Source organism: Arthrobacter sp. 08Y14 (assembly GCF_002929455.1).
GTDB classification, from domain to species: domain Bacteria; phylum Actinomycetota; class Actinomycetes; order Actinomycetales; family Micrococcaceae; genus Arthrobacter_B; species Arthrobacter_B sunyaminii.
In genome coordinates this window covers 521,919-548,438 of sequence record NZ_PJIX01000002.1, presented here as the reverse complement: position 1 = coordinate 548,438, position 26,520 = coordinate 521,919, and the positions used below count along the sequence as shown (strand labels likewise).

Below are 26,520 nucleotides of genomic sequence, written 5' to 3'. Positions count from 1 at the left end.
GCCCTACGCCGTAACCCCGCCGTCCACAATGAAGTCCTGGCCGGTGCAGTAGCTGGCGGCGTCACTGGCGAGAAAAGCCACCATCGTTGAGATTTCCCCGGGCCGCCCGGCCCGGGGAATCGGAAGCGTAGCTATGAATCCGGTGCCGGCACGGGTCTCCTCGGTGATCATCGGGGTGTCCACGGCACCAGGGCATACAGTATTGACCCTGATGCCGTACGGTCCGTATTCCCTGGCCGCGGACCGGCTGGCCCCGCGCAGCCCCCACTTGGACGCGGAGTACGGCACGCGGTTGGCATAACCGGCGACGCCGGCCGTCGACGCAATATTGATAATTGACCCGCCGGCCCCGCGCATGGCGGGAAGAACTGCCTGCATGCCGAGGATGGGGCCGATCAGGTTGATGTCGATGGCGCGGCGGATGATGTCCTCGCTCGTTTCCGCCAGCGGAGCAACCGGACAATAGCCCGCATTGTTCACTAGGACGTCCACCCGGCCGAACGCAGACACCGCCGCGTCCACCACCCGGGTCCAGTCTGCCGGTGAGGATGCGTCGTGCCGAAGGCCGAGCGCGTTGGATTCGAAGGTCCGGGCCAGGGCCGAAACCCCGTCGGCGTCCACATCGGTCAGCACGAGGCGCGCACCCAGACGGTGAAGCAGAGCCGCGTGTGCGCGGCCCTGTCCGCCCGCGGCGCCCGTGAGCAGCACGACTTTTCCGTCCAGCGAGATAACCGGGTCAACTGCGTTCATGGAAGGCCTTCACTGGTTTGGCGTGCATCAACAAATCGGCTTGTACGTATTGTTCGTACTGTTCGTATTGTTCGACTGTCGGGGCTCACTTTCCAACGGCAGTCCAACCGCCATCAACAGCAAGGCACTGGCCGGTCACGAAGGTTGCGTCCAGAAGGAGGAAGACAATGCAGGCCGCCACCTCCTGCGGCGTCGCGAAGCGCCCCAGGGGTGTTCGGGCGAAGACGGAACCGGCGTCGTAGCCGCCGTCGAGCATTTCCTGCACCATGGGCGTGAGGGTATGCCCGGGAGCCACTGAATTGACCCGAACACCGCCCGGCGCCCATTCGATGGCCAGATTCTCGGTGAGCTGCCGGACGGCCGCCTTGGCAACACCGTAGTCAGCCTGTTTCTCCCATCCGCCGTAAGCCGTTGTGGATGAGACCGTCACGATTGACGCCGGAGTCCCCGCGAGCTGCTGCACCACCGCGCGGCTAACCACGAGCGTACCGAGCACATGCACGTCCAGGACCCTGCGCGTGTGCTCCACGTCCAGGTCCACCGCGGGCAGGAAAGCGCCGCGGATGCCGTGACAGGTGACCAACCCGGTGACGACGCCGCCGCGCGTCCGGGCACGGGCGATTGCCTCCTGCACGGCGGGCTCCTCCGACACATCGACCGCCATGTAGTCGACGTTTTCGGGCCGGCTCCCGGCCATCGGCTCCTGCAGGTCGAATACCGTGACGCGGGCGCAGCGCCCGGCAAGCTGCTCGACGGCGGCTGCACCGATCCCGCTGACGCCCCCGGTCACAATGATGTGCCCGTCCCTGCTCTGCCCCATGCCTGTCCTCCGCGACCTTAGTTTGTCTTCTGCGCGGCACCGGGACGGCGCCATGGGGCCATGCTAGTCTAGCTACCAAACAAGCGCTAGGTTTCGCAATGATGCGGGAAATGAGGACCGGATGCCCGACAAGAGGATTGGACTTAGTGAGGCGGTTTCGTCCATTGAGTCAGGAATGACCATTGGCATCGGAGGGTGGGGATCGCGGCGCAAGCCCATGGCTGCGGTCCGCGAACTGCTGCGCAGCGACGTGACAGACCTGACCGTTGTCGCCTTCGGCGGCCCCGACGTCGGCCTGCTGGTTGCCGCGGGCAAGGTCCGCAAGCTTATCTACGGCTTCGTCTCGCTGGACAGCATTGCCCTGGATCCCCTGTTTACCGCAGCGCGGGAACGCGGCGAGCTGGAGATCAATGAGTATGACGAAGGCATGTTTGTCACCGGGCTGCGCGCCGCCGCCTCGCGGCTGTCCTTCCTGCCCACGCTGGCCGGCATCGGGTCCGACGTCATGGCCGCGAATCCGCACCTGAAGACCGTGGCATCCCCCTACTCCGATGACGAGTATGTTGCGGTGCCGGCGACCCCGCTCGACGTGGCCCTGATCCACGTCAACCGCTCCGACAGCGGAGGCAACGCGCAGTTCCTCGGCCCGGATCCGTACTTTGATGACCTGTTCGCCATGGCGGCAGCGCGCACCTTCGTCACCACAGAGCGGATCGTGGAAACGGAAGACCTGCTGGACGAAGGCTCGTTCCACACCCTGATGCTCAGCCGCATGTACGTTACCGGTGTCATTGAGACCCCCCGCGGTGCCCACTTCACCACCTGCGAGCCGGACTACGGCCGCGACGAGGCATTCCAGAAGCACTATGCCGCCTCCGCCAAAGACCCTGAAAGCTGGCGCGCCTTTGTCGCCGAGTTCCTCGGCGGCGACGAAGCCGGCTACCACGAGGCGGTTGCCCGCTTCCACGCAGTACAGGAGAAGAAGTAATGACCGCAGACGCCACCACCGCCGAAATCTGCATCGCGGCGTGCTCAGACACCTACCGTGAATCCGGCGAGATCCTCGCGCACGCCGTAGGCACGATTCCGACCATCGGCGCCAGGCTCGCCAAGCTCACCCACTCCCCCGACCTGGTCCTTAGCGACGGGGAAGCCTTCATGATGAGCGAGCCGCCGCCGCTGGGCAAAACGGCTGCCGGCGGCGGGACCATCGAGGGTTGGGCACCGTTCCGCCGCATCTTTGACATCGTGGCCAGCGGCCGCCGGCAGAGCATGATGGGCGCCAGCCAGATTGACCGCTACGGAAACCAGAACATCTCGCTGATCGGCGACTGGAACAAGCCCAAGCGCCAGCTCATCGGCGTACGGGGAGCTCCGGGCAACACGGCCAACCACCGGGTGGACTACTGGGTGTCCCGGCACAGCGCCCGCCTGTTCGTCGAGTCCGTGGACATGGTCTCAGGCGTTGGCAACGACCGCGCGCGTGCGGCCGGCACCTCCATGCGGTTCCACCACCTGGGCGTGATCGTCACCAATCTTGCTGTCCTGGGCTACGACGACGACGGCCGCGTCACGGTGCTCTCCATCCATCCCGGGGTTGATCCCCAGGAGATCATCGACAACACCGGCTTCGCGCTGGAGGTAGAGGGTGCCCCGCTTACCCGCGTTCCCACGGACGAGGAGCTGCACCTTATCCGCGAGGTGCTGGATCCGCGCGGGAGCCGGTCCCGGGAAGTCCCGAACTAGACCGGCTCCTGAACGGATCAGTCCTGCAGGAGGCCTGAGTGGATCAGCTCAAGGAAGTGGCGGCCGGCACTCTCGGCGGAGTGCCGGCCGCCCGGGCGGAACCAGCGCACCGTGGACCAGACGGCGTCACGAATGAAGCGATAGGTAATTGCCGAGTCAAGGTCGGCACGGAAAACACCCTCGCGCTGGCCCTCCTGGATCACGCTGAGCCAGATCGATTCAATACGGGCGCCTTCTTCGGCCACAAACTCGAAGCCTGGAAGGTTGGCCAGAAACGCCGCCTCATTCTGGTAAATGCCAACGGCGTCCGGTTGTTTCTCGATGGTGACAAAGGCAGTCCGGACGAGTTCGTCAAAGACATGCCGCGGCCCGCCGCCGGCAGCGGCAATCTCCTCCGACCGCTGCCGCAGTCCACCCTGGAAGGACCGCAGGATTTCTTCCAGGATCGCTTCCTTGGAGGAGAAGTGATGGTAGAGGCTGCCCGAGAGGATGCCCGCTTCATCGGCAATGTCACGCACCGTCGTCGCGGAGTATCCGCGGGTGGCTATCAGGTGGGCGGCAATGGCCAGTAGCTGTTCCCGCCGGTCGGAACCCTGCTCACTGGCTGCTGATTCCGGTTTTTTGCGCGTTGCCATCATTTCTCCTCATATACGAATTCACCCAAGCATTTGCTCAATTCTCCCGCATTTTAGGCACGTTACTGTATTAGCCGCGCCATTGCGTTTTTTGTCACATGGAATGAAAGGATTCCTCGATGCATCTCTCTGACGCACGGACCATTCCCCAGCTGCTTGCCGACATGGCGCGGCTCGGTGACCACCCCGCCGTCGTGGCCGCAGACACTGCCGTTTCCTACGGTGAACTCAGTGAACGCATCGCGGAGGCCGGGCGCGCCTACCTGGCACACGGTGTAGGCCCGGGCGACAGGGTGGGCCTCTGGGCCCCGAACCGGCTGGACTTCATTCTCGCCATGCTGGGTGCACAGTCGGTCGGAGCCGCGGTGGTGCCGCTGAACACCCGCTATACCGGCCATGAGGCTGCCATGATCCTGCGGCGCTCCGGTGCGTCGGTACTGGTGGTTGCCGATGATTTCCTCGGCCGCCGGCCCCTGGAAACGCTCCGCACTGCAGCAGTGGATGCCGTCAGCGACGGTGCTGAAGAGCCGGCCCCTTCAGTGCCGGTGCCGGGCCTGCCCTCGGTGCGGCTTGTCGTGCGGCTCGACGGCACGGCGGATGAGCCCGGCGAAAGCAGCTGGAAGTCCTTCCTCGCCGACGGCGCGGGTGAGGAGGAGCGCTTCACCGCGGCGGCTGCGGCAGTGCAGCCCGACGACGTCGTCGACATCCTGTATACGTCCGGAACCACCGGCCTGCCCAAGGGGGTCATGAGCGCGCACCGGCAGACACTGGGCGTTGCCCGGGCCTGGGCAGCGGGTGCCGAGCTGTCCGCCGAGGACCGCTACGCCATCGTCAACCCGTTCTTCCACGGTTTCGGCTACAAAGCGGGGGTGATCGCCGCGCTCCTGGCCGGGGCCACGATCTATCCGGTGGAAACCTTTGATGCTTCGGCACTGCTGGAGCTGGTCCAGAAAGAGCGCATCAGCGTCCTGCCCGGCGTGCCCACCATCTTCACCTCGCTGCTGAACCATCCGGACCTGAAGAGCTACGACACCTCATCCCTGCGTTTCGCCATTGCCGGGGCCGCAACGGCCCCGGAAACACTCTTCCGGGACATGTCGGAGGTGCTCGGTTTCCGCACCGTGGCGCAGGCGTACGGGATGACCGAATGCGTGGTGGCAACGCTGTCCCGGCCCGGTGAATCCCTGGAGCACGCAAAGCAGACCACGGGGCCGGCAGTGGCCGGCGTCGAGATCCGGGTTGCCGATGCAGCCGGGAACGATCTGCCTGTCGGTGACGACGGCGAAATCCTGCTCCGCGGCGAGAATGTGATGCTGGGGTACTTCGATGACCCCGAGGCCACTGCCAATGCCGTGGACAGCCAGGGCTGGTTCCACACCGGCGATATTGGCCGGCTGGACGAGCACGGCTGCCTGAAGATCACTGACCGGTTGAAGGACATGTTCATTGTCGGCGGCTTCAACGTCTATCCGGCCGAGATTGAAAACGTGCTGCGGCAGCACCCCGCCGTCAACGAATCCGCCGTGGTAGGCGTCGACGACGAGCGGATGGGTTCAGTGGGCAGGGCCTACGTTGCCCTGCTGCACGACGCCAATCCGATGCCGACGGCTGATGACCTGGCCGCGTTCTGCAAGACCCGGCTGGCGAATTACAAAGTTCCCCGCAGCTTCGTCATCGTCAATGATTTCCCGCGCAACAGCACCGGAAAGGTGCTGAAGTCAAAGCTGTGAGCCGCTAAACCGGCAGGACGGCAGACAGTGCGCACGTAAAAGGGTGGTTGCAGGGATTCCCCGCAACCACCCTTTTATTCGCCGTGCCCGGGTGCGGCTGCTAGCTCAGCCGTTCCAGGATCATGGCCATTCCCTGGCCGCCGGCCACGCACATGGTTTCGACGGCGAACTGTTCGTCGCGCTCCTGCAGTGCGTGAATCGCCGTCGTGGTCATGCGCGCCCCGGTCATGCCGAAGGGGTGGCCCAGCGCGATGGCACCGCCGTTGACGTTCACCTTGTCCGGGTCGATGCCGATGTCGTCGATGGAGGGCAGCACCTGGGCGGCGAAGGCTTCGTTGAGCTCCATGATGTCCATGTCGCCGATGGACATTCTGGCATTGGCCAGCGCCCTGCCCACGGCGTCAACGGGACCCAGCCCCATCAGCTCCGGCGTCATGGCTGCAACACCCGTCGAAACGATGCGGGCCAGCGGAGTCAGTCCCAATTCGGCGGCGCGGCGGTCGCTCATGATGACCAGGGCGGCGGCGCCGTCGTTCAGCGGACAGCAGTTGGCAGCCGTGACGGTGCCGTGCTCGCGGAACACCGGCTGCAGCGTTGAGAGCTTCTCGAGCGTGACGCCGGCGCGCGGGCCGTCATCAGTGGAGACAACGGTTCCGTCGGACAGGGTAACCGGGGTGATGTCGGTTTTCCAGAAACCGCGCGCTGCGGCGGCCTCGGCGAGGTTCTGGCTGCGCACCGCCCACTCGTCCTGCGCTTCGCGGGAGACGCCGCGCAGCTGGGCCACGTTTTCGGCAGTGTCACCCATGGCAATGTAGATGTCGGGGTGTTCTCCGCGTTCGCGGGGATCACTCCAGCGGGCCTCGGGGTCCTTGGCCATGGCTTTCGTGCGCTCCATGCCGTCAAAGTACGCCGGGTTCTTGGTGTCCGGCATGCCGTCGGACTTGCCGAAGCCGAAGCGCGAGACAGTCTCCACGCCGGCTGAAATGAACACGTCGCCCTCGCCGGCCTTGATTGCATGCAGTGCCATCCTGCTGGTCTGCAGGGATGAGGAGCAGTAGCGGTGCACCGTGGTGCCCGGAACGGAATCAAGTCCGAGCTGCATGGCCACCATGCGGGCTATGTTGTAGCCCTGCTCCCCCGCCGGCTGGGCGCAGCCCATCATCAGGTCATCGATGGTGGCGGGATCGAGCCCGGGTACGGCGTCAAGGGCGGCCCGCACCATCTGGGCGGCGAGGTCGTCACCGCGCATCCCGCGCAGCGAACCCTTGTTGGCCCGGCCAATGGGTGAACGTACCGCAGAAACAATTACCGCTTCGGTCATCAGTGTGCTCCTTCTACTTCGTGAGGTTTGAGAATGTCGGCGTGCGGGGTGTGCGCCAGGAAAGCGGGCCACTCGCCGCCGCCGTCGACGTCGAGCACTGCTCCGGTGATGTGGCTGGCCAGCGGCGAGGCCAGCATGACGCAGGCGGCACCGATCTCGCTTGGACGGGCCAGCTGTCCGCGCGGAATGGTGGCTGCCACACGGGCATAGCTGTCGGCATCGCCGTAGTGGTCCGCAGCGCCCTCGGTGGCCACCAGGCCGCAGCTCACGGCGTTAATCCGGATCCGCGGCGCCCACTCGACAGCCAGGCTGCCGGTCAGGCTTTCCAGTGCAGCCTTCGCCGCACCGTACACCGCAGTGCCGGGGCTGGGGCGGCGGGCGCTGATCGAGGTGATGTTGATGATCGACCCGCCCTGCTCCTGAGCCATCATGACCGGGTGCACCGCGTTGGCCAGCTGGGCCGCCGAAAGGAAATTCAACTCGGTGATTGCCCGCTGGTAGCGGGCTGAACCGCTCTCGAAACGGCCGAAGGGCGAGCCGCCGGCATTGTTGACGACTACGTCAATGCGCCCGCGGCGCTCGACGACGTCGGCAACCCATGCGCGCACCTGCGCATCATCGCGCACGTCAACGGCACTGAAGTGCACCGCCCGCGATGCGGTTCCGGCCGGCGGTTCGGGTTCTGTGCGGCCGCAGATTTCGACGGCGGCGCCGGCGTCGACGAAGGCGTCAACAATGCCGGAACCCACACCGCGTGCGCCTCCCGTAACGAGTACAACCCAGCCTGTGAGATCGATAGTTATCGACATCGGTTCCCTGCCCTTTCTTCGCGACGGCGCGAATGGTTCACACTGTACCAAGCAAACGCTAGGTTGTCGTTAAGCGGTCTTGCGTTGCGGCTGCCAGCCGTCACGGGTGGTGCGAAGGTGCACCAAAGTAGGCCCGCTTCAGGTCCTCCAGATCAACCGACGCAGCCGGGCCGGCGAGAACGTTGCGGCCCATATCCACAACCGCCACGTCATCCGCGATGGCCACAGAGGCTTCCACCGCCTGTTCCACCAGCACTATGCCAATCCCGGTCTCCTTCAGCTCGGCGACCCGCTGCATTACTTCCTTCACGACAACCGGAGCGAGCCCGCCGGAGGGCTCATCCAGGAGCAGCAGCCGCGGCTTGGCCATCAGCGCGGACCCAATGGCCAGCATTTGCTGCTGGCCGCCGGACATGCTGCCGGCCGGCAGGGAGCGTTTCTCCTTGAGGATCGGAAACAGCGAGTAGATCCGCTCGATTTCCTCGTGCAGCACGGCACGCCGCACTTTTCTAATGCGCCCGCCCAGCAGCAGATTCTCCTCGATGGTTTGGGCGTGCAGGACGCGTTTGCCCTCCTGCACGTAGGACATTCCCATCCGCACGCGATCCGCCACTGAGCGTTTGTCAATCGGTTCACCGTCAAACGTGATGCTGCCGCCTGCAAGTTTGTTCAGCCCTGACACAGCACGGAGGGTCGTTGTCTTGCCGGCACCGTTACGGCCCAGCAGGACCGTCAGCCGTCCGGCCCGCACTTCGAAAGACACGTCCCGGACCACCCTCAGATCCCCGTATCCGGTGACCATTCGTTCGACCTTGAGCAGTGGAGCCTGCGTCGTCGCATTCATCGCTGACCTTCCGGTTCCATCATCGCTTCCTCATCTGCTTCGATGCCGAGGTACTCGTTGAGCACACGCGGATTTGATTCGATCTCGGCCGGTGTTCCGGTGGCCATGACCTCGCCGTGGGCCAGCGCCACGATGGTGTCGGCAAGGGAGAGCACGAGTTGGAAGTTGTGCTCCACCAAAACCACGGTGCCGCCGGCTGCCGTCACCTTGCGGACCACCTCCGAGAGCATCTCCACCTCGTGTTCGTCCAGGCCGGAGGCTACTTCGTCCAGGAGAAGCACTCCCGGGCGGGAGATCAGGCACCGGGCAACTTCGAGCATCCGGCGCATGCCCAGGGGCAGCGACACGGCTTCGACGTCGCGGTACTTAGTGAGGCCCACCAACCCCAGGACGCGATCGGCCTCGCTTCGGTCTTCCCGCCGGATGCGGCGGAACCCGGGCAGCTGGAGGACCGCCGCGGGGATCGAGGCCCGGTTGGACATGTAACGCCCTGAAACGACGGCCTCAAGAACGGTGATTCCCTCGGGAATGTTGGGGGTCTGGAACGTGCGGGCCACGCCGGCCCGCGCCACGGCGTCGGGCCCCGTGGAATCCAGGCGGCGGTCGTCAATGGAGATCGCCCCGGTGTCCGTCCGGTAAAAGCCGCAGACCATGTTCAACAGGGTTGTCTTGCCTGATCCGTTGGGGCCGATAAGGGCAGTCACCCGGCCCGGCTCGGCAGTCAGCGATACGCCCTTGAGCGCTTTGTTCCCGCCGAAGGCCTTCGAGACGTTGTCGATGACCAGCCGCTTGCCGGCAAAACCGGTGAGGGCGGTATCTGCGGGCGAATCCGCTGCGGCAGGCACCGGTCCTGCCTGCCGGGCACGTGCATCGAGCCGGCTCACCGCCGTCCGCAGCAGGCCGGCGATGCCGCCGGTCAGGAACACGCCGCCCACAATCAGGAAGATCCCGGTGAAGAGCAGGGAGTATTCCTGGAACTCACGGGAGCTGTTGGTTGCGAACTGAAGGATTGCCGCACCCACCAGGGCACCGTAGATGCTGGCCGAGCCGCCCAGAATGGAAGCCGCCAGCACCGTGGTGGCAAACCCGAAGGCAAAGGCCTCCGGTGACACGTACAGGTCGACATTGGCGAACAGCACGCCGGCCAAGCCGGCGGGAACAGCACCCAGCGCATAGGCCGTGAGCTTCATCCGGAACACCGAGATGCCCAGTGACGAGGCCAGCACCGGACTGCGTTTCAGGACACGGAATGCCACGCCGTGCCGGGACACGATGATGTTGCGGACAATCACAAACCAGACGACGACGACGAGCGCCACCACCATGAACAGCATGTCGTCGGTGATGCGCTGGCCAAACAGGGTGGGCGGCGTGATACCGCTGAGCCCGTTGCGGCCGCCGGTTACGTCCTTGAAGATCGCCAGTACGTCCGGAAGCAGCAGCACGAGGAAAAAGGAGGTCATGGCGAGGGACCATCCACCCAGCCTGAGACCCGGTACTCCGGTGATCAATCCGACCACCAGGGCGGCCAGCGCACCCGCGGCCAGCTGGACCAGAATTTCGGTGTGTCCTGCCTTTGACATCAGGCCTGCGGTATAGGCGCCGGCGGCATATACCGCAGGCTGGCCGAGGGCGAGCTCGCCGGCGTAGCCAAGGCTCAGGTTGAGGCCGCTCACGACGAGGGCGAGGATTAGTGTGAGCTGCACCTGCCGCTGCGTGGAATAGGGAATTCCCAGCATGGGAAGAAGGACAATGATGATTCCGATCAGCAGCGGAAACACCCAGGCCGGCAGTGCACGAAGTCGAACCCATAATGCCATGGCTAGACCGTCCTCTCTTTGGTGCGAACGAATAGTCCTGAAGGACGCAGGAGCAGGATGACGATCAGCAGGATGAAGACTGCCAGGACGGCAAACTCGCCTCCCAGATAACGCGCGGCCAGTGCTTCGGTCAGCCCAACGATGACACCGCCGACGGCGGCACCGGGCATCGAGCCGAACCCGCCGATCGCGAGGACCACAAAACCCTTCAGTGCCAGGGCGGTGCCCAGCGTAGCCACGGCAAAGGTTTTGGGTCCGACGATAACTCCGAGCAGGCCGGCGAGGGCACCGGCAAAGATGAAGGTCATCAGCGCAAGGTTGCGCACGTTGACCCCGCGGAGCTGGGCCGCTTCGCTGTCCTCCGACATGCCGCGCAGGGCGAGCCCGGTCAGGGAGACCCGGCCGTATACGGCGAATCCGATGACGAGCACCGCGACCACGAGAACGAGTGCTATCTCCACCGGATAGACCCGGCCGCCGAAGATGTCGATGGCTGAATCGCCGGCGAAGAAGGGAACCTTCAGCGGCTCGCCGCCCCAGAGAAGCTGGGCCGAGCCGTCCAACAGCACTGCGGCCCCCAGTGTGGTGACCAGAACGTTGTGCTGGTCCTTCACCGGACGGATTGCGAGGACAAACTCGAGATAGGCGATGCCCGCGACGATGATCATGGCCAGCACTGCAGCGATAACCGGATTCAGTCCGAAGACTGATACTCCGGTGTAGACGATAAACGCGCCGAACATCATGAGCTGGGCCTGGGCGAAGTTGAAGGTCTTGGACGAGATGAAAATGATGTTGTAGCCGATCGCAACCAGCGCGTAGACGGCGCCGAGCGCAAGGCCGCCAAGTATGACGGTCATCGGAGTTCTCCCCTCAGCCTGGTGCAGCCGGCGCTGCTGAACCCAAACGCCGCCTCAGCGGACTGGATGTGCGGACTCATGTTTCTTCCTCTGCAAACACGTTGATTCCTCTGTGAATTGTGATGCCGGATCCCGCTGCCGGGCTGTGCGGCCGCAGATGGGCCGGACGGCACCGCAAGGGCCGTGCAGGTGGGTGGGGAGTCAATCGGAACCTAGTGGTCCGGCGTGCCGAAACTGTGCCGCCGGGGCTCCTGCGGGGCGGAACGCCGGGTTAGTTGCGCACCCCGGTCCGCCATGATGGCGGCGACGTATCCAGGCTGGGAAAGCAGGTAAAACTCTCCGGCCGCCGCCTGGTCGAAGATAGCCCGCGCGGCATCCAGCGGATCCATGGCTGTGGGAAGCAGCGTCATCATGTCCCTGCGGGCACCCTCTGCTGCTTCCAGGTCGCCCTCGAGAACTGTCCCCGCATCCGAGAAAATGCGGGAGGAGACGGCAGCGGGAAGCACGGCGGCAACACTGATGTCATGGCCGGCATGGTCCATATCCAGCTTCAGTGCCTCGGTGAGGCCCAGGACCGCGTGTTTGGTCGCCAAATATGGTCCCTGGCGGCTGATACCCGTGACCGCTCCGACAGACGCCGTGTTCCACACGGAACTCCTGCCGCCCGCCGAGATCATCCTCGGCACAAAGGACCGCACTCCGTGAAAAACTCCGCTGACGTTGATATCCAGGATCCTGCGCCAGTTCGCGACGGGGGTGTCCCAGAGGTATCCGAACTGCTCGATGCCCGCATTGTTGACCAGAAGGTCCACACGGTTAAAGATCCTGTAGGACGCCTCCGCCAGGTTGTCGACCTGCTCCGGATCACGGACATCGACCGCAAGCGCAACAGCGTTTCCGCCGGCCCGAACTATGTCATCAGCGACCTTCTTGGCAGCAGCCTCGTTGACATCGGCAACGACGACGTTCATCCCCAGGGCGGCGGCGTACCGGACCAGGCCTTCGCCTAAACCGGATCCGCCGCCCGTGATGACTGCGGTTTTGCCGTTGTACAAGTGCTCCGCACTGCTCATGGTTGCCCCTCGGTGCTCGCCCGATTCCCGCTGCGGTTCCTACTTCGCGACGTGGAATTGTCCGTCCTTGACAGCCGACGGCGGAATGAACTGGAACTCGTCGCCGGCAATGGCCGGTGAGTGCTCATCCGCGCTGAAGACGTATTCGTTCAGGATGGCCGTCTCTGCTGTTTTGGTGACCTCCGGGTCCTCCAAGGCAGCGGCAAGTGCTTCGGGGTCATCCGTGCTTCCGACCGACTCGGCAGCTGCCTTGAGCAGCATCACGGCGTCGTAGTTGTAAGCAAGGATCAGGGTGGCCTTGATGGGGGCAATCGAGAGCATCGCTTCCACCGCACGGTTGGTTACTTCCGCGTCGGGGTTGTAAACCGTGCTTCGGTAGACCTCCATCACGAGGTTTTCCACTTGCTCCGTTCCCAACACCCCCGACGGAGGCGGAGTGTTGACCAGTCCGGTAGCGGCAACTGAAACATTGCCCACGACCGGTACGTCCCAGCCCAGCTTTTCAAGACCCTGCAGTATGTACCCCAGCGGGGCTCCGTATGCATCCAAGGCCAGTACGTCCGGGTTCTTTGCCCGGAGCGCCTCGAGCTGCGGCGTCATGTCGAGCGAGGCGACGTCGTACTCTTCATTTCCGACGACCTTCATACCCCCGTCAGCAAACCCCTCGTCGGCCAGGTTGCCGTATGACTCGCCGTAGGAGCTGCTCCCGTGCAGAACGCCGACCGACGTGTACCCCATCTCTTCGAAGTGGTTTGCCTGGCCGGCCACGTGATGGCTGGGACCGGCAGAGATGTCAAAGTTCAGTGGAAAGACCGAGGGATCCAGCGAAGTTTCGGTAGGTCCAATGTTGAAGGAAAGGATGCCCGCCTGGTTGATGATGGGCAGCGTGGCATCCGCCACCTGCGACGGCCCGGAATTCAGGATGGCGTCAGGAGGCGTGTCGGAGTTTATGGCTTCGCGGACCAGCGTCACGGCAGCCGTAGGGTCACCCTGGTCGTCGGCAACCTCGACTTCGATGTCGCGGCCAAGAATACCGCCGTCTTCGTTTGCCACCTGAGCTCCGGCCTGAGCGGCAAGGACCGAGGTTGAGGCGTTGATGCCGAGCGCACCCTCGGCGCTCAGCGCGCCCAGGACGAGGATGCGGAACGGTTCGTCCCCTGCCTCTCCAGCCCCGGCCTCGCTGCCGCAGCCCGAGAGGATCAGTGCGGTTGTTGTTGCTGCTGCGGCAACCATGAGTCCGCGGCGGCCGCGGAACGGCAAAACATTCATTGGACTTCTCCCTTGAAGACAATCCCGGGTGTGGGGGGTGCAGTAGAGCATGATCTCTCGCCGTGGCCCTGCCGAGACGGCCAATAGTTCACCAAGCGATTGATTGTCTGGACGCTAACACAATGCGACCCTACTCAACAAACGCTTGCTTGGTATGTGAAAACTGTTAGTGTGCGGCAATGCAAACTTCCACAGAGGGCCTGTCGTGCGCATCCCCGGAATTCAGCGCGAAGCCCGGTGTTGCCCTGGTGGTGGGCGGCTCCGGCGGCATTGGTGCAGCCATTGTCCGCAGGCTGGTTGCCGGGGGAAGCACGGTAGGTCTGACCTACCGCAGCAATCGGCCCGATGACCTGCTTGCAGAGCTGGGTTCGGGGGCCTCGGCCCACCACCTTGACGTGACCGACACCGCCGCCGTCGATGCGCTCTTCACGGAGCTCCTGGCCAGGCACGGTGCACTCCACACGCTCGTGCATGCTGCAGGGCCGCACGTACCCATGGTTCATCTTTCCCGGGTCTCACCTGCGGAGTTCGCGGCCCAGGTCGAAGCTGACCTCGTTGGCTTCTTCACCGTGGTGTCGGGCGCGCTGCCGGCACTGCGTGCCTCCGCCGGCTCCGTTGTGGTGGTCACCACCGCCGCCACCCGGCGTTATCCGGTCAGGGACGGCCTGTCTGCGGCACCCAAGGGCGGAGTTGAGGCCCTTGCTATGGCTCTGGCCGCAGAGGAGGGCAGGTTTGGCATCCGGGTCAACTGCGTCGGCCCGGGCATGCTGACCGAGGGAATGTCGGCGCGACTCATGGAATCCGGAGATCTCGACGAGCGGGCGTTGGCCGCAGCCACGGCAAATATTCCGCTTCGCCGCTTCGGCAGCGCCGCAGACGTTGCAGAAGCGGTCGTTTTCCTGGCGTCGGACCGCGCCGGGTTCATCTCGGGGCAGAAGCTCGACGTCGACGGCGGGTACGGCGTCTAACGCCGCTAACTTCGGGAGTAGGCGCCGCACTCCCCCGCCCGTCAGCGCTCGGCCGCTGCGCCTCCGCCGGCCCGCTCAGCCGCCTCCAGTTCAGCCAGGCGTTCGAGTACCCATTCCGCCCGGGCCGCTTCATCGCGGTAGTACTTTTCCGCCCACTCCAGTGCAAGTGCAGGAAAGCGCCAGGCCGGCACTTTCTCTGCCGAAAGGGCATGTGCTGCGGCGCGTGCGGCAGTATCCCGGGACTGGTCGGCATAGTCGGCCCACTGCTCGGCGAGCCGTTCGGCTTCACCGTTGTGTCCGACCCAAAGCCGGAGCACCATGGACTGCTTGAGCACAACGGGGTCCGGCGCCTGCCCGTCAATCCATTCCCTCATGCGGCGGCGGCCCACACCGGTAATCGAATAGAGCCGCCGGCTTTTTGCCGCATGGGTCTGCTCGACCCGTGATTCAACCAGGCCCTGATCCTCCAACCGCCGGAGTTCGGAATAAATCTGGCTCTGGGACGGCGCCCAGTAATAAAACGCCAGGCTCTGTTCAGCCCACCGCTTGACGTCGTAGCCGGAGAGCTCCTCGCCGAAGGAGAGGATGCCCAGCACGGCCCGGCTGGTGGCGGGAAGTTCGGCCGGTGCCTGGGCGTCCCCTCCGGATTCAGTCTTCATTGCTGTTGACCCCCTGCTGGTCCTGTGTCATATTTCAAATCGTACTATGACTATTAGTCATATTCTCCAGATACTGTCCTCGGATCAAAGGAGATCAATGGACGAGACACAAACCATGCTGGCAGCCCTGAATGCTTCCTTTCCCGATATTGCCGGCATGGACCCACTGGCAGCCCGCGCGGCCGTCGATGCGCGGATCCCTCCCGCACAGAACCTCGATGATGTTGCGGCAGCGGAGGATGCGCTTGTTCCGTCGGAGCACGGCGGCATTCCCGTGCGGATTTACCGTCCCCACGTGCCGTCCCCCTCCGCCCCGGCCACGGTTTACGCCCACGGGGGCGGATTCCTGCATGGATCGATAGCCGGGCACGATCGTTTTTGCCGGCTGTGGGCGGCGGGGACGGGCTCATCCGTTGTCTCCGTTGAGTACCGCCTGGCACCCGAGCATTTGGCGCCGGCTCCGGTGGCTGATGTCGTCGCGGTCGCGCACTGGCTGGCTGACCGCGGGGAAGCGGCCCGGGGACTGGTCCTGGCCGGGGACAGTGCGGGCGCCAATCTGGCTGCCGCAGCTGCCCTAACCCTGCGGGACCGCGGGTCGGAACTGGTTGCCGGTCAGGTGCTGATCTATCCCATGCTCGATCCGCGCATGCAATCCGAGAGTTACCGGCTGCGGGCAGAGGGCTACTTCGTCACCGCCCGTGCCCTGCGCTTCTACTGGGAGACCTACCTTGGCGGACCCGCCGCGGAGGCCGCACCGGATTGGCGTTTCATGCCGCAAACGGCTGAAGACCTGTCATCCCTGCCGCCGTCGATCACCGTCACCGCCGGCCTCGATCCCCTTGGCGACGAAGGACGCGACTATGCGGCACTGCTGCGCGGGGCGGGAAACACTGCGCTGCACCGCCACTACCCGGACCAGTTCCACGGGTTCCTCACCATGCCCGGCTATGGACCGGGGGCATCCGCCCGGTCCATCCTGTGGGCCGATTTCACCAGGCTGTTCGCCGGCAAAAACACCGACACCAGGGAGCACACAGCATGAGCAGCAACAACACCGCCTGCCGCGACGTCGTCGTCGTGGGCGCAGGGTTTGCCGGCCTGTACACAACCATTCATGCCCGGCGGGCCGGGCTGGACGTACTTGGCATCGAGGGAGGCAGCGACGTTGGCGGAACCTGGTACTGGAACCGCTATCCGGGCGCCCGCTGCGATGTGGAGAGCATCGACTACTCCTACTCCTTTGACGAGGAGCTGCAGCAGCAGTGGCGCTGGAGTGAGCGCTACGCCACGCAGCCCGAGATCCTGCGCTACCTCAGCCACGTTGCCGACAGGTTTGATGTGCGCCGGGGCTATCGCTTCGACACCAAGGTTGCCGGAGCACGCTGGGACGAAGACGCCCAGGTGTGGCACATCTCCACCAGTGCCGGTGACATTGTCACAACCCGGTGGCTGGTCATGGCGACCGGAAGCCTGTCCCAGCCGAACCTTCCGGACCTTCCCGGCCGTGATTCCTTCGCCGGCGCCGTGTACCTGACAGCGAACTGGCCGGCCGAAGGCGTGGACTTCACCGGCCTTCGTGTCGGCGTCGTGGGAACAGGCTCCTCCGGCGTGCAGTCGATCCCTGTGATTGCCGGTCAGGCCGCGGAACTGACAGTGTTCCAGCGCAGCGCCAACTACAGCGTTCCCGCCTATAACCGCCCCCTCGGCGACGAGGAATGGCAGCAGGTACTCGAGGAGTACCCCCGCCGCCGGAAGGAGTCCTGGAACAGTGCGGCGGGGAGCCCCTGGGGATCCTATTCGGTCCCCTACCAGAATCTGGCCCCGGAGGAACGCGAGCAGGTCCTGGCCGAGAGCTGGACGCGCGGCGGCGTGCTCTACGGCAAGGCCTTTGAACGCCAGACCGTCGACAAGGAAATCAATGATGCGGCGCGCGTCTACTTTGAACGCCGGCTCCGGAGCATCGTGCGGGATGAGAATCTGGCCCGCGACCTCACGCCGACGGACCATCCCATCGGCACAAAGCGCATTTGCACGGATTCCGGGTACTTCGAGACCTATACCCGGCCGAACGTACACCTGGTGAATCTGCGCACGGACCCGATCACCGCCATCACGCCCGGGGGTGTCCAGACGGAGTCCGGGTTCCACGCGTTGGATGCCATTGTCTACGCGACGGGTTTCGATGCGCTCACGGGCGCGCTGACCGCCATCGACATCATTGGCCGGCACGGACGCACCGTACGCGACGCCTGGAAGGACGGTGCACAGACCTACTTGGGCATCGGGGTTCCCGGCTTTCCAAACCTGCTCACATTGAACGGGCCGGGCAGCCCCAGCGTGCTCTCCAACATGGCGCTCGGTTCCGAGCAGCAGGGCTCCTATGCACTCCGGCTCATCCTGCACGCGGCCGAGCACGGGTACTCGTCGGTCGAAGCGCGCAGCGACGCGGCCGCCGCGTGGACGGCGCATCTGGGCGAGGTTGCCGGGAAGACGCTGTTTGCCGACGCGCCGTCCTGGTACGCCGGGGCGAACATCCCCGGCAAGCCGCGCACTTTCATGCCCTACCTCGGCGGCTTCCACACCTACACCGCCCGCCTCGACGAAGTGGCCGGCAACGGGTACCCCGGGTTTGTGTTCAGCGAAAACTGAAGGGGGTGCGGTCCGGTCCGTCTGGTCCCCGGGCCGCCGCCTGCCGCGCCGCCTACTGCGTAATCGTCCACCCTCCGTCGACCGGCAGGAACACGCCGTTGATGTAGGAGCCCAGCGGCGACAGGAGGAAGAGCACTGCATAGGCAATATCGTCAGGACTGGCCATCCGGGCCAGCGGAATGCGGCTGAGGACAGCCTTCCCGCGCTCGCTGTCAGCAAATCCCTGCAGCCTGGGGGTGTCCGTCATGCCGGGTGCGACGCCGTTGGAACGGAACTCACGGGCGCGGTGGGCCGCCGTGTGGCGCACGTAACCCATCAGTGCGGCCTTGGACGCCGAATACCAGTCAACCTCGGTGCCCACCAGGTTGCCGGCGACGGAGGTGGTGACCACCATCGCGGCACCGTCAGGGAGTCCGCCGGCTGCCCAGGCCTCGGTGAGCCGGCGAACACTGCCAACGCTGATGCTCAATGCATCGTCGAAGGCCAGCGGAGCTCCGGACGAGGGACCCGCATTGTTGTGCAGGTACCGCAGCCCGCCCAGCGTGCTGCGCGCCGCGGCAAGCCCTTCCTGCACAACATCCTCGGAAGTGACGTCTCCGACCACCGTGTGCACTTCCCCGCCGCGGGCGCGGATAACCGCGGCAGTCTCCGATAGGCCGTCGGCATTCAGGTCCCAGGCGCTCACCCGCAGCCCCAGCTCGGAGGCCCGCACCGCGGTGGCTCGGCCAATGCCGCTCCCGGCACCGGTAATGATGATGGCGTCGTCCCGGCGGAATCCAAAATCGGGTGTTGTCATGGCATGCTCCCCTGCAGTGGCAATAGAAAACAAGCACTTGCTTGTGTACAATTGCTCAGCATAGCCGGGATCGAATGCCGGGAAAGGCCGGAACTGGATTCAGAGGATGACGGGGAGCTGATGGCGGATAACCGGACGGAACAGGTGCACAGGGAGCGGCGCCCGGTGCTGCACGAGCACACGCAGCGGCTGAGCTATGCGGATACCGATCCGGCGGGAATCCTGTACTACGCGACGTGGTTTCCCCGGATGGAGGCCCTGCAGACGGAATATCTGTTCCTGAACGGACTGCGTCAGGACACACTCTTGGACCGGTTCGGCTGGTGGACCGTCTCTCGGGCAACCCACTGTGACTACTTGTTGCCGGCCAAACTCTTTGAGGAAATCACCATCGAACTCAGGGTGGGCGAAATCGGTACATCCTCAGTACGGTTCGACTTTGAGATGTGGCGCCGCGCCGACAACACCCTGGTGGCAACCGCGTCGAACTGGCTCGTGACCGTCTCCCCGGATCAGCGGCCTATTCGGCTGCCGGACATTCTGCGGGAGTGCCTAGCCGGCCCGACCGGCTGAAGCGGCCTCCGCGAGTGCGCCGAGCACCGCAGGCCCGCTCCGGGCAAGGTCCAAGTGCATTTCGGTCTGGCGCAGCGCTGCGTGCAGGAAGAATCCGGACAGGCGGGACCAGCCCGGTCCGTGCGTCCGCCGCGCGTAGTCCCACACCGGCGCATCCCCCAGTTCGGGCAGCAGATCGGCAATGCGCTGCGTACGCCGCAGGTGGTGCGAGCAAATGTCAGCAGCGCGCGCGTCAAGTCCGCGGAAGCGGAACTCGTGCCCCGGCAGCACCTCGTATCCGCCGAACCGCTGCAGGGACTGGAGCGACGTGAGGTAATCAGGCAGTGGCTTGTCTGCCGGAAGGGAGCCAAGGCCGAACCCGGAATGGATCTGCGGCAGTATGTGGTCACCGCTGTAGAGCAGTCCGCGCTGATCGTCGGCGAAACACAGATGCCCTCCCGTATGACCCGGCGTCGCGACGACCGTTAAGGTGTGGCCGCCCAGATCCAGCACGTCACCGTTGTCCAGCAGCAGGTCCGGCTCAATGTCGGAAAATGCCGGCGGCCGCGCAAAGGCAGCGAGTAGCTCGGCGCGGCGTGCAACGGGTACTCCCCATGCCTCCAGGACCGGGGTGTACGACGCCGGGCTCCGCAACTCGGAGCTGAGCTGGTGCGTCAGGACAGCCCGCTCTTCGCGGGAGAGCACCACCCTTGCACCCGTCAGGGCTTTGAGCGTGGCTGCAGTGCCGAGGTGGTCGGGATGGTGGTGGGTGGCGACGATGGTGGAGAGGTGTGCGAGGGTAAGCCCGATCAGCCCCAATGAACGGTGAAGGGCGTCAAGGTTAACGGGTGAGTCCCAGCCCGGGTCCAGGATGGAAAACGACGCCGAATCGGCACTGACCAGGACATAGCTGAGAGTGTAAGTGACGCTGCCTTCGGGGATGGGCGCGGCTATGGCCCACACTTTGTCCGCAACACGCTCAGGCCGCGGCAGTTGTCCGGACTGCAGTGCGGCCAGTTGCCCGGCGCTCGTCGGGTGGACGGTATGCACTCCGTTGCTGCTCATGGCGTGAGTCTAGCAAGCGCTTTGTCCACAACGGCCCGACGGCGTGGGTCACGAGACGTGTCAAGGGCCACGGGATTCGATGCTGACAGGAGAGCTACCAGTCCTGCCACGGAATGATGGTTTGCAACGGCGAGGCGAACAGCACCTCCCCCGTGTTTCGCGGTGCTTCCGGTGCAGCGTTGACGGCCTGTTCCGCCTGCGTGATGGCCTCAGCCGTTGTCCCCGGATCTTCGTCCAAGTAGAGCATCCGGACCCGCAGACCACCCGGAGGTCCGGACACCGAACCTTTGAACGGCAGTGTGCCGTGCTGCTGGGGATGGCTGAATGAGAAGGTCCAGGCCCCGGCCACCCCGTCCACCCCGAGCAGTTCCGGAATCAGGCGGGTATCTTCCCAGGCGAAGGCGTCGTGTGCATCCCGGCCGTGGGGCTCGGGATAGCGGGTCAGGGTCAGATGCAGCCCGCGGTTCGGACGGTAGGGCAGGACGTCCGGATCGACCAGCACGCGCGGTGCTGCGTAGCCCTTGACCGGCCGAAAGAAACCGAGCAGCGGCCGCCGGACACCCGGAATGATGGGACCGCGCCCCCACTGAAATGATGCTTCCCCGAGACGGTCCCATGCCGCGACACTCTCCTCCACGGGCGGCCGGAACCAGTACATTGCCACGTAGTCAGTGCCGTCCACGGCCGTTCCTCGGACAGGCTCCGTTTCCTTGCCGGTGCGCGCCCAGCGATCCCCCCAGGCCACGCCGGGAAGGGCGAGGTTTTCCGGCCGGTGGTCGAGTTGATGCCACCGGTTGTAGGGTCCGTGCGTCGTGGGGTCCGTGAGTTCCACAAATGAGAAAAAGGCCATCTCGGCGAGCATGCTAACTCCTTTGTCTAGCGCTTGTTTGGTTACCGTAGCAGAGCTGTCTTTCCGGTTTCACCGCGGCAGGCTTCGCGTCCCGTTACCCGTCCCGGCGCCAATGGCCTCGGCGGCGCGCAGCACCAGCGGACCGGTGACCTGCTCTGGGATGGCTCCCCGGTGCGCAACCGACACCGCACCCACCGGTCCCCCGGGACCGATGATGGCCGCACCCACGGAGCTGACGCCGCTGGCATGGCGGCTGCCGTCCCGGTAGGCCAGGCCTCCCCGGCGCCGAACAGCGGCAAGCTCACGGTGAAGTTCCTCGCGGCTGCCCCTGCGGTTCACTCCGGCGTGCTCAATGGCGGCGTCAACTTCCTCGGGGTCCATCCAGGCGAGGATCGCCATGCCGGAGGTTGATTCCGGAGCAAAGATTCTGGTTCCAATCCGCGTGGGCACGCTCGATTGAGCGCCCGTACCGGTCCTGTCCACGTAATCCACGAACCCGCGGTGCATGATGCCAAGATGCGCAACGAAGCCAGTCGCGGCTGCCAGCTCAGCCAGTACCGGTGACGCCGCCGCCCGGAGCCCGTCAAAATCAGACAATACTCCGCGGTACGCCAACCGCGGTCCGAGCACGTAGCCTTCAGCGTCGTGGCTGACCCAGCCCAGATCGCTCAGCTTGCGGAGCAACCGGAATGTTGTCGACCTTGCAAGACCGGTGATGGCGGCAACGTCTTCGAGTACGAGGTGGCCGGGGGCCTCGCCGAGGCAGTCCATGATCAGGGTGACGCGTTCCAGAACACCGCTGCGCGGTCCCGCGCCGTCCCGCAGCGCATCACCAAACTGCTGTGCATCAGTCATGGGTACAGTTTGCCGCCCTGTACGCCCGGTGCCGTGGCGGTTCCGCCCAGCGGGATTCCACCCAGCGGATTCCACTGGGTGGGACAGCGGCGGAGCGGGGCTGAAGTTCACCTAGCGTAGAGCCAAATGCTGGGACAACAAGGAGAAGATGCGGTGCGAACGTACGCAGAAGTGGTGAGAAGCCGCGCGCAGGACGAGCATGAGGGCCTTCGCTTCGAGGGGCGGAGTTGGAGCTGGGCCCAGGTCATCGACGAGGCTTCAACCCGCGCCGCCATCCTCGGGACCATTGAGCCCGGCACCGGACGCGATCAGGTCCATGTGGGAGTCCTGCTGCAGAACACCCCCGATTATGTCTTCTGGCTTCTCGCGGCAGCGCTGAGCGGCGACGTCATTGTCGGCATCAACCCGACACGGCGCGGTGCTGAACTCACGCATGACATGCAGCACGCGGACTGCGATCTCCTGATCAGCGAGCCGCTCTATTTGGCGTCCGATGACTGCCCCGAGCTGCCGGTGCCTGCAGGCCGCATCTTCGACGTGGAGTCCGATGCTTACGCTCAGCTGCTCGAATCCCATGCCGGCGCGCCCCTGCCCGCAGAAATACCGGCACCGTCCGCAATCTATCTGCTGCTGTTCAGCTCCGGGTCCACCGGAGCCCCCAAGGCTGTCATTTGTACGCAGGGGCGCCTGGGCACAGTGACTCCCAGCCTGACGGAGCGTATTTCACTTCACCGCGGGTCCGTCAGCTACCTGCACCTGCCGCTGTTCCACGGCCACGGCATCATGATGAACCTTGCCACGGCGGCCGAGGCCGGGGCCACTGTGGTCATGGTGCGCAAGTTCTCGGCCAGCCGTTTCGCCCGCGATATCCGCGAGCACAAGGTGACGTTCGTAAACTACGTTGGGCGCGTACTGAGTTACATTCTGGCTCAGCCGGAAGATCCGGCCGACGCAGACAACTGCCTTGAATCAGTCTTCGGCTCCGAGGCATCTCCTGCCGAAGCGGAGAGCTTCCGGAGGCGGTTCGGCTGCGAGGTCCGTGAAGGCTTTGGGTCAAGCGAGGGCATCATCCGCATCGTTCCCGTACCGGGCACGCCCGCCGGCGCCCTTGGCCTCCCGGCGGCCGGCATGGCGGTGGAGATCCGCTCTGCCGACGGCGCGGAATGCCCCAGGGCACAGTTCGACGACACCGGACGACTCCTCAATGCTGAGGAAGCCACCGGGGAGATCGTCGTGGTGGGAGCGGGTCCTCGCTTTGAGGGTTATTACAAGAACCCCGAGGCGATGGCCGAACGCCTGCGGTTCGGTGGAGAGGACTTCTGGACCGGGGATCTTGGGTACCGCGATGAGGAGGGCTACTTCTACTTCGGCGGCCGAACCTCGGACTGGCTGCGGGTGGACGGTGAGAACTTCGGCACCGCTCCCATTGAACGCATTATCTCCCGGCATCCGGCCGTCTCCGGAGTCCATGCCTATGCCGTACCGGACCCGCTAACGGGCGATCAGCTCATGTGCACGCTGGTGCTTCATCCGGGCGCCGAATTCGATCCCGTTGATCTGGCAGCCTTTCTCGATGCCCAACCGGACCTCGGCACCAAATGGCGTCCCACCTTTATTCGAGTAGTTGACGAAGCGCCGACCACAGCCAACGCGAAAATCGACAAGGCTCCACTGCGCAAGGTGGCCTGGGAAGCCGAGAACGTCTGGTGGGCCCGGAACCGCAGCAGCGCGTATATCCGCATGGAGGATGGACACCGTGAAGCACTGCGCAATGAATTCATCGCTGCGGGGCGCATCAATTCCCTGCCCGCAGCATCTGCTGCCCTCGTAGAAACTGTAGGAGCTGGTACCCGATGACAACTGCCCAACATGTACTGCGCGCTGAGGATCTGCAGCGGTTTGTTGGAACCGTAGCTGAGCCTCCCCGGGTGGCGCGTTATGGAGTGTCGGAGGCGATGATTCGCAACTGGGCCGAGGCCCTGGATGACCGGAATCCGGTCTACGTCGACGAGACAGCGGCACTGGAGAACGGCCGCAGCGGCATCATCGCTCCCCCGGCCATGGTTTCCACGTGGGTGATGTCCGGATACCGCCGCTGGCGGGAAGTGCAGCGCGCGCGGGCGGAAGGCGTCGTCGAGGCCACCCCCTACGCGGAGCTGCTGTCCCTGCTGGACCAGGCCGGGTACACCTCGGTGGTGGCCACCCAGATGGAGCAGGAGTATGAACGCGAACTGACGGTGGGAACACAGGTCAGCTGCCACATCACCATCGATTCCGTCGCCGGTCCCAAGAAGACCGGACTCGGCGAAGGGTTCTTCCTCGTTCTGGGCAAACGCTATGTGGACGCCGAACAGAACACCATCGCCACCGAAAAGTTCACGCTGCTGCGGTTTCGTCCCAAGGAGGACTCATGACTATCCCGGGCACTGCTGTTCCGCATCTGGTGCGGACACATGACAACGTGTTTTGGTTCGACGGCGCCGCGGAGGGCCGCCTGCTCGTGCAGCGGTGCACGGATTGCGAAACCCTGCGCCATCCGCCCGCCCCAAGCTGTCCCCGGTGCCGGTCGTTCGACTGGGACTCGGTTGAGTCTTCGCGGCAGGGAACCCTCCACAGCTGGACCGTGGTGCACCATCCCCAGGATCCGGCCTTCACCTATCCGCTCCTGGTGGGGCTCGTGGACCTGGATACCGGCACCCGTCTGGTGGCGGACTTCGAGCCCACCGACCACGATGCCCTCGCCGTCGGCTGCCCGGTGGAGGTCTACTTTGCCGAACACGCCCACGGCGAGATACTCCCCCGCCTGAGGCTTCGGCCCGGACACGGGGAATCAGACGTTACTCAGCAAGGAGTGTCATGAGCAGCAACGGATTCACACCGGGAGAAACGCTTCCGGTGCTGGACATCCCGATCGACCGCGCCTTCATAGTTGCCGGCGCCATCGCTTCGCAGGACTTCGAAGATGTGCACCACGATCCGGATGCGGCCATTAACCGGGGAACGCCGGACATCTTTATCAGCATCAATACCACCAACGGTGTTGTGGGACGCTACATCACCGACTGGACCGGACCGGCTGCGCGGCTGCGCTCGGTCTCCCTTCGTCTGGGTATGCCGCTGCACCCCGGGGACGTTCTGCACCTGACCGGAGAAATCATCGCCGCTGATGCCGCCGGGACCACGGTCAAGGTGACCGGCTCGCATTCCCGGGGCATCCATGTCACGGCAACGGTGAACCTGACCCGCCAGGAGGCCGCGGCATGAGCGGGTTCTCGGGGAAGGCAGCCATTGCCGGAATCGGCGCCACCGAATTCTCCAAGGACTCCGGACGCAGTGAATGGCGCCTGGCGTGCGAAGCAGTACTGGCCGCGCTCGCCGATGCGCAGATCCCGGTTGAGGAAGTCGACGGCTTCTCCCTGTTCTCTATGGAAAACAATCCGGAAATTGCCGTGGCCCGGGCGCTGGGGATCCCGGAGCTGAAATTCTTCAGCCGCATCCCGCACGGCGGCGGCGGTGCCTGCGCTCCCGTGCAGCAGGCAGCCATGGCGGTAGCCAGCGGAGTGGCGGACGTCGTCGTCGTTTACCGTGCCTTCAACGAGCGTTCCGGACACCGTTTCGGTTCCGGTCCCCCGCAGTTTGCCTACGCCACCACCACGGACCAGGAATACCGCAACTGGATCAATCCGTACGGACTGCTCACCCCTGCGGCGCAGGAGGCGTTCCTCGCCCGGCGTTATATGCAGGAGTTTGGCGTGACCAGCGCTGACTTCGGGCAGATCTCTGTGTTGTCCCGCAAACATGCGGCGAACAATCCGCTGGCCTGGTTCCACAACCGTCCCATCACCCTTGAGGACCATCAGGCCTCCCGGATGATCGCGGATCCGCTGCGTTTGCTGGACTGCTGTCAGGAGACCGACGGCGGGCAGGCACTGGTGATCGTCAGTGCCGAACGCGCACGCGACCTTCCGCATCCTCCGGCGATCATCACTGCCGCCGCGCAGGGCGTGGGCCCGCAGCAGATCTCCATGAGCAGCTATTACCGGGACAACATCGATGAGATGCCCGAAGTTGAACTGGTAGCCCGGCAGCTGTGGCAGCAGGCCGGACACGGCCAGGAAGGCATTGACGCTGCCATCCTGTATGACGCCTTCACCCCTATGGTCCTGCTGCAGCTCGAAGAATACGGTTTCTGCAAGCGCGGCGAGGCCAAGGACATGATCGCCGACGGCCAGCTGGAGCTCACCGGTTCGCTGCCGATCAACACCCACGGCGGCCAGCTCGGTGAAGGGTATCTGCACGGTGTGAACGGAATTGCCGAAGGCGTGCGCCTGATCCGCGGCACATCGGTCAACCAGCCGCCCAAAAACCTCGCGAATGTGCTGGTCACCGGTGGCTCGCCCGTGCCGCACAGCGCCCTCATCCTTGCTACCGACCACTGAGTCCCAGGAG

At 64.8% G+C, this 26,520-nt stretch carries 27 protein-coding genes; 12 read left to right on the top strand and 15 right to left on the bottom strand.

The annotated features are described in order from the left end of the window. Positions 1–3: 3 nt before the first annotated feature. On the bottom strand, positions 4–750 hold the full coding sequence (locus CXR03_RS09125) for an SDR family NAD(P)-dependent oxidoreductase (RefSeq protein WP_104103491.1): 747 nt from the start codon (positions 748–750) through the stop codon (positions 4–6). A gap of 85 nt (positions 751–835) precedes the next feature. After that, positions 836–1,570, bottom strand: coding sequence for an SDR family NAD(P)-dependent oxidoreductase (locus CXR03_RS09120; RefSeq protein WP_219816217.1), 735 nt, complete (start codon positions 1,568–1,570; stop codon positions 836–838). A 121-nt stretch (positions 1,571–1,691) separates the two neighbouring features. On the opposite strand from CXR03_RS09120, the gene CXR03_RS09115 reads away from it, so the two are divergent. Together CXR03_RS09115 and CXR03_RS09110 are read left to right on the top strand one after the other, a co-directional pair. Continuing rightward, positions 1,692–2,558: a CoA transferase subunit A gene (locus CXR03_RS09115; RefSeq protein WP_104054346.1), complete on the top strand. Its 867-nt coding sequence runs from the start codon at positions 1,692–1,694 to the stop codon at positions 2,556–2,558. Beyond that, complete coding sequence (locus tag CXR03_RS09110) at positions 2,558–3,316, top strand: CoA-transferase subunit beta (protein ID WP_104054347.1); 759 nt, start codon at positions 2,558–2,560, stop codon at positions 3,314–3,316. The genes CXR03_RS09115 and CXR03_RS09110 overlap by 1 nt, the downstream gene beginning before the upstream one ends. Positions 3,317–3,333: 17 nt before the next feature. Here CXR03_RS09110 and CXR03_RS09105 read toward each other — a convergent pair whose 3' ends face one another. Then, positions 3,334–3,951 carry a TetR/AcrR family transcriptional regulator gene (locus CXR03_RS09105; protein ID WP_104104069.1) on the bottom strand — a complete coding sequence of 206 codons (618 nt, stop codon included), beginning with the start codon at positions 3,949–3,951 and terminating at the stop codon, positions 3,334–3,336. A gap of 119 nt (positions 3,952–4,070) precedes the next feature. Between CXR03_RS09105 and CXR03_RS09100 the strand changes: the two genes are divergently transcribed. Beyond that, complete coding sequence (locus CXR03_RS09100) at positions 4,071–5,681, top strand: AMP-binding protein (protein WP_104103489.1); 1,611 nt, start codon at positions 4,071–4,073, stop codon at positions 5,679–5,681. 100 nt (positions 5,682–5,781) lie between these two features. Here CXR03_RS09100 and CXR03_RS09095 read toward each other — a convergent pair whose 3' ends face one another. The 7 genes from CXR03_RS09095 to CXR03_RS09065 all read right to left on the bottom strand — a co-directional run bounded on the left by CXR03_RS09095 (position 5,782) and on the right by CXR03_RS09065 (position 13,677). Continuing rightward, entirely contained in the window at positions 5,782–7,002 is a 1,221-nt protein-coding gene (locus CXR03_RS09095; RefSeq protein WP_104054350.1) for an acetyl-CoA C-acetyltransferase, read from the bottom strand. Continuing rightward, the gene (locus CXR03_RS09090; protein WP_104103488.1) at positions 7,002–7,811 is read right to left on the bottom strand and encodes an SDR family oxidoreductase; all 810 of its coding nucleotides are present in this window, start codon (positions 7,809–7,811) and stop codon (positions 7,002–7,004) included. Before CXR03_RS09090 ends, CXR03_RS09095 begins: the two co-directional genes overlap by 1 nt. 100 nt (positions 7,812–7,911) lie before the next feature. Continuing rightward, positions 7,912–8,655 (bottom strand): ABC transporter ATP-binding protein, encoded by a 744-nt coding sequence (locus CXR03_RS09085; RefSeq protein WP_104103486.1) that lies wholly within the window; start codon positions 8,653–8,655, stop codon positions 7,912–7,914. After that, positions 8,652–10,475: an ATP-binding cassette domain-containing protein gene (locus tag CXR03_RS09080; protein WP_104103485.1), complete on the bottom strand. Its 1,824-nt coding sequence runs from the start codon at positions 10,473–10,475 to the stop codon at positions 8,652–8,654. The genes CXR03_RS09085 and CXR03_RS09080 overlap by 4 nt, the downstream gene beginning before the upstream one ends. 2 nt (positions 10,476–10,477) lie before the next feature. Further along, the gene (locus tag CXR03_RS09075) at positions 10,478–11,335 is read right to left on the bottom strand and encodes a branched-chain amino acid ABC transporter permease (RefSeq protein ID WP_104096793.1); all 858 of its coding nucleotides are present in this window, start codon (positions 11,333–11,335) and stop codon (positions 10,478–10,480) included. Between the two features lie 212 nt (positions 11,336–11,547). Next, complete coding sequence (locus CXR03_RS09070) at positions 11,548–12,408, bottom strand: SDR family oxidoreductase (protein ID WP_104103483.1); 861 nt, start codon at positions 12,406–12,408, stop codon at positions 11,548–11,550. Between the two features lie 39 nt (positions 12,409–12,447). Then, positions 12,448–13,677, bottom strand: coding sequence for an ABC transporter substrate-binding protein (locus CXR03_RS09065; RefSeq protein WP_104103481.1), 1,230 nt, complete (start codon positions 13,675–13,677; stop codon positions 12,448–12,450). 179 nt (positions 13,678–13,856) lie between these two features. Here CXR03_RS09065 and CXR03_RS09060 point away from each other — a divergent pair, with 179 nt between their 5' ends. Then, positions 13,857–14,645 (top strand): SDR family NAD(P)-dependent oxidoreductase, encoded by a 789-nt coding sequence (locus tag CXR03_RS09060; RefSeq protein WP_104103480.1) that lies wholly within the window; start codon positions 13,857–13,859, stop codon positions 14,643–14,645. 41 nt (positions 14,646–14,686) lie between these two features. Here the strand turns inward: CXR03_RS09060 and CXR03_RS09055 are convergent, their stop codons facing one another. Further along, positions 14,687–15,304: a PadR family transcriptional regulator gene (locus CXR03_RS09055; protein WP_104103478.1), complete on the bottom strand. Its 618-nt coding sequence runs from the start codon at positions 15,302–15,304 to the stop codon at positions 14,687–14,689. Positions 15,305–15,401: 97 nt separating this feature from the next. On the opposite strand from CXR03_RS09055, the gene CXR03_RS09050 reads away from it, so the two are divergent. Both CXR03_RS09050 and CXR03_RS09045 read left to right on the top strand, forming a co-directional pair. Continuing rightward, complete coding sequence (locus CXR03_RS09050) at positions 15,402–16,346, top strand: alpha/beta hydrolase (RefSeq protein WP_104103476.1); 945 nt, start codon at positions 15,402–15,404, stop codon at positions 16,344–16,346. Next, on the top strand, positions 16,343–17,953 hold the full coding sequence (locus tag CXR03_RS09045) for an NAD(P)/FAD-dependent oxidoreductase (protein ID WP_104103475.1): 1,611 nt from the start codon (positions 16,343–16,345) through the stop codon (positions 17,951–17,953). The genes CXR03_RS09050 and CXR03_RS09045 overlap by 4 nt, the downstream gene beginning before the upstream one ends. A 52-nt stretch (positions 17,954–18,005) precedes the next feature. On the opposite strand, the gene CXR03_RS09040 is transcribed toward CXR03_RS09045, so the two are convergent. Next, on the bottom strand, positions 18,006–18,749 hold the full coding sequence (locus CXR03_RS09040) for an SDR family NAD(P)-dependent oxidoreductase (RefSeq protein WP_104103473.1): 744 nt from the start codon (positions 18,747–18,749) through the stop codon (positions 18,006–18,008). Positions 18,750–18,869: 120 nt separating this feature from the next. Between CXR03_RS09040 and CXR03_RS09035 the strand changes: the two genes are divergently transcribed. Further along, positions 18,870–19,322, top strand: a complete 453-nt coding sequence (locus tag CXR03_RS09035; RefSeq protein WP_181034543.1) for a thioesterase family protein — start codon at positions 18,870–18,872, stop codon at positions 19,320–19,322. Here CXR03_RS09035 and CXR03_RS09030 read toward each other — a convergent pair. From CXR03_RS09030 to CXR03_RS09020, 3 genes are all read right to left on the bottom strand, one after another. Next, entirely contained in the window at positions 19,302–20,366 is a 1,065-nt protein-coding gene (locus tag CXR03_RS09030) for an MBL fold metallo-hydrolase (protein ID WP_104103470.1), read from the bottom strand. The genes CXR03_RS09035 and CXR03_RS09030 overlap by 21 nt on opposite strands. A 94-nt stretch (positions 20,367–20,460) precedes the next feature. After that, entirely contained in the window at positions 20,461–21,228 is a 768-nt protein-coding gene (locus CXR03_RS09025) for a hypothetical protein (protein WP_104103469.1), read from the bottom strand. Positions 21,229–21,285: 57 nt separating this feature from the next. Continuing rightward, the gene (locus tag CXR03_RS09020) at positions 21,286–22,071 is read right to left on the bottom strand and encodes an IclR family transcriptional regulator (RefSeq protein WP_104103467.1); all 786 of its coding nucleotides are present in this window, start codon (positions 22,069–22,071) and stop codon (positions 21,286–21,288) included. A 153-nt stretch (positions 22,072–22,224) separates the two neighbouring features. On the opposite strand from CXR03_RS09020, the gene CXR03_RS09015 reads away from it, so the two are divergent. The 5 genes from CXR03_RS09015 to CXR03_RS08995 are packed head-to-tail and all read left to right on the top strand — an operon-like array spanning position 22,225 to position 26,510. After that, a complete protein-coding gene (locus tag CXR03_RS09015) occupies positions 22,225–23,928 on the top strand; it encodes an AMP-binding protein (protein WP_104103466.1) in 1,704 nt (567 codons plus the stop codon). Next, complete coding sequence (locus CXR03_RS09010; protein WP_104054369.1) at positions 23,925–24,485, top strand: MaoC family dehydratase N-terminal domain-containing protein; 561 nt, start codon at positions 23,925–23,927, stop codon at positions 24,483–24,485. The genes CXR03_RS09015 and CXR03_RS09010 overlap by 4 nt, the downstream gene beginning before the upstream one ends. Beyond that, entirely contained in the window at positions 24,482–24,931 is a 450-nt protein-coding gene (locus tag CXR03_RS09005; protein WP_104103464.1) for a Zn-ribbon domain-containing OB-fold protein, read from the top strand. Before CXR03_RS09010 ends, CXR03_RS09005 begins: the two co-directional genes overlap by 4 nt. Further along, positions 24,928–25,335, top strand: coding sequence for a MaoC/PaaZ C-terminal domain-containing protein (locus tag CXR03_RS09000; protein ID WP_104103463.1), 408 nt, complete (start codon positions 24,928–24,930; stop codon positions 25,333–25,335). Before CXR03_RS09005 ends, CXR03_RS09000 begins: the two co-directional genes overlap by 4 nt. Continuing rightward, positions 25,332–26,510 (top strand): lipid-transfer protein, encoded by a 1,179-nt coding sequence (locus CXR03_RS08995; RefSeq protein ID WP_104054372.1) that lies wholly within the window; start codon positions 25,332–25,334, stop codon positions 26,508–26,510. The genes CXR03_RS09000 and CXR03_RS08995 overlap by 4 nt, the downstream gene beginning before the upstream one ends. Positions 26,511–26,520: the final 10 nt, after the last annotated feature.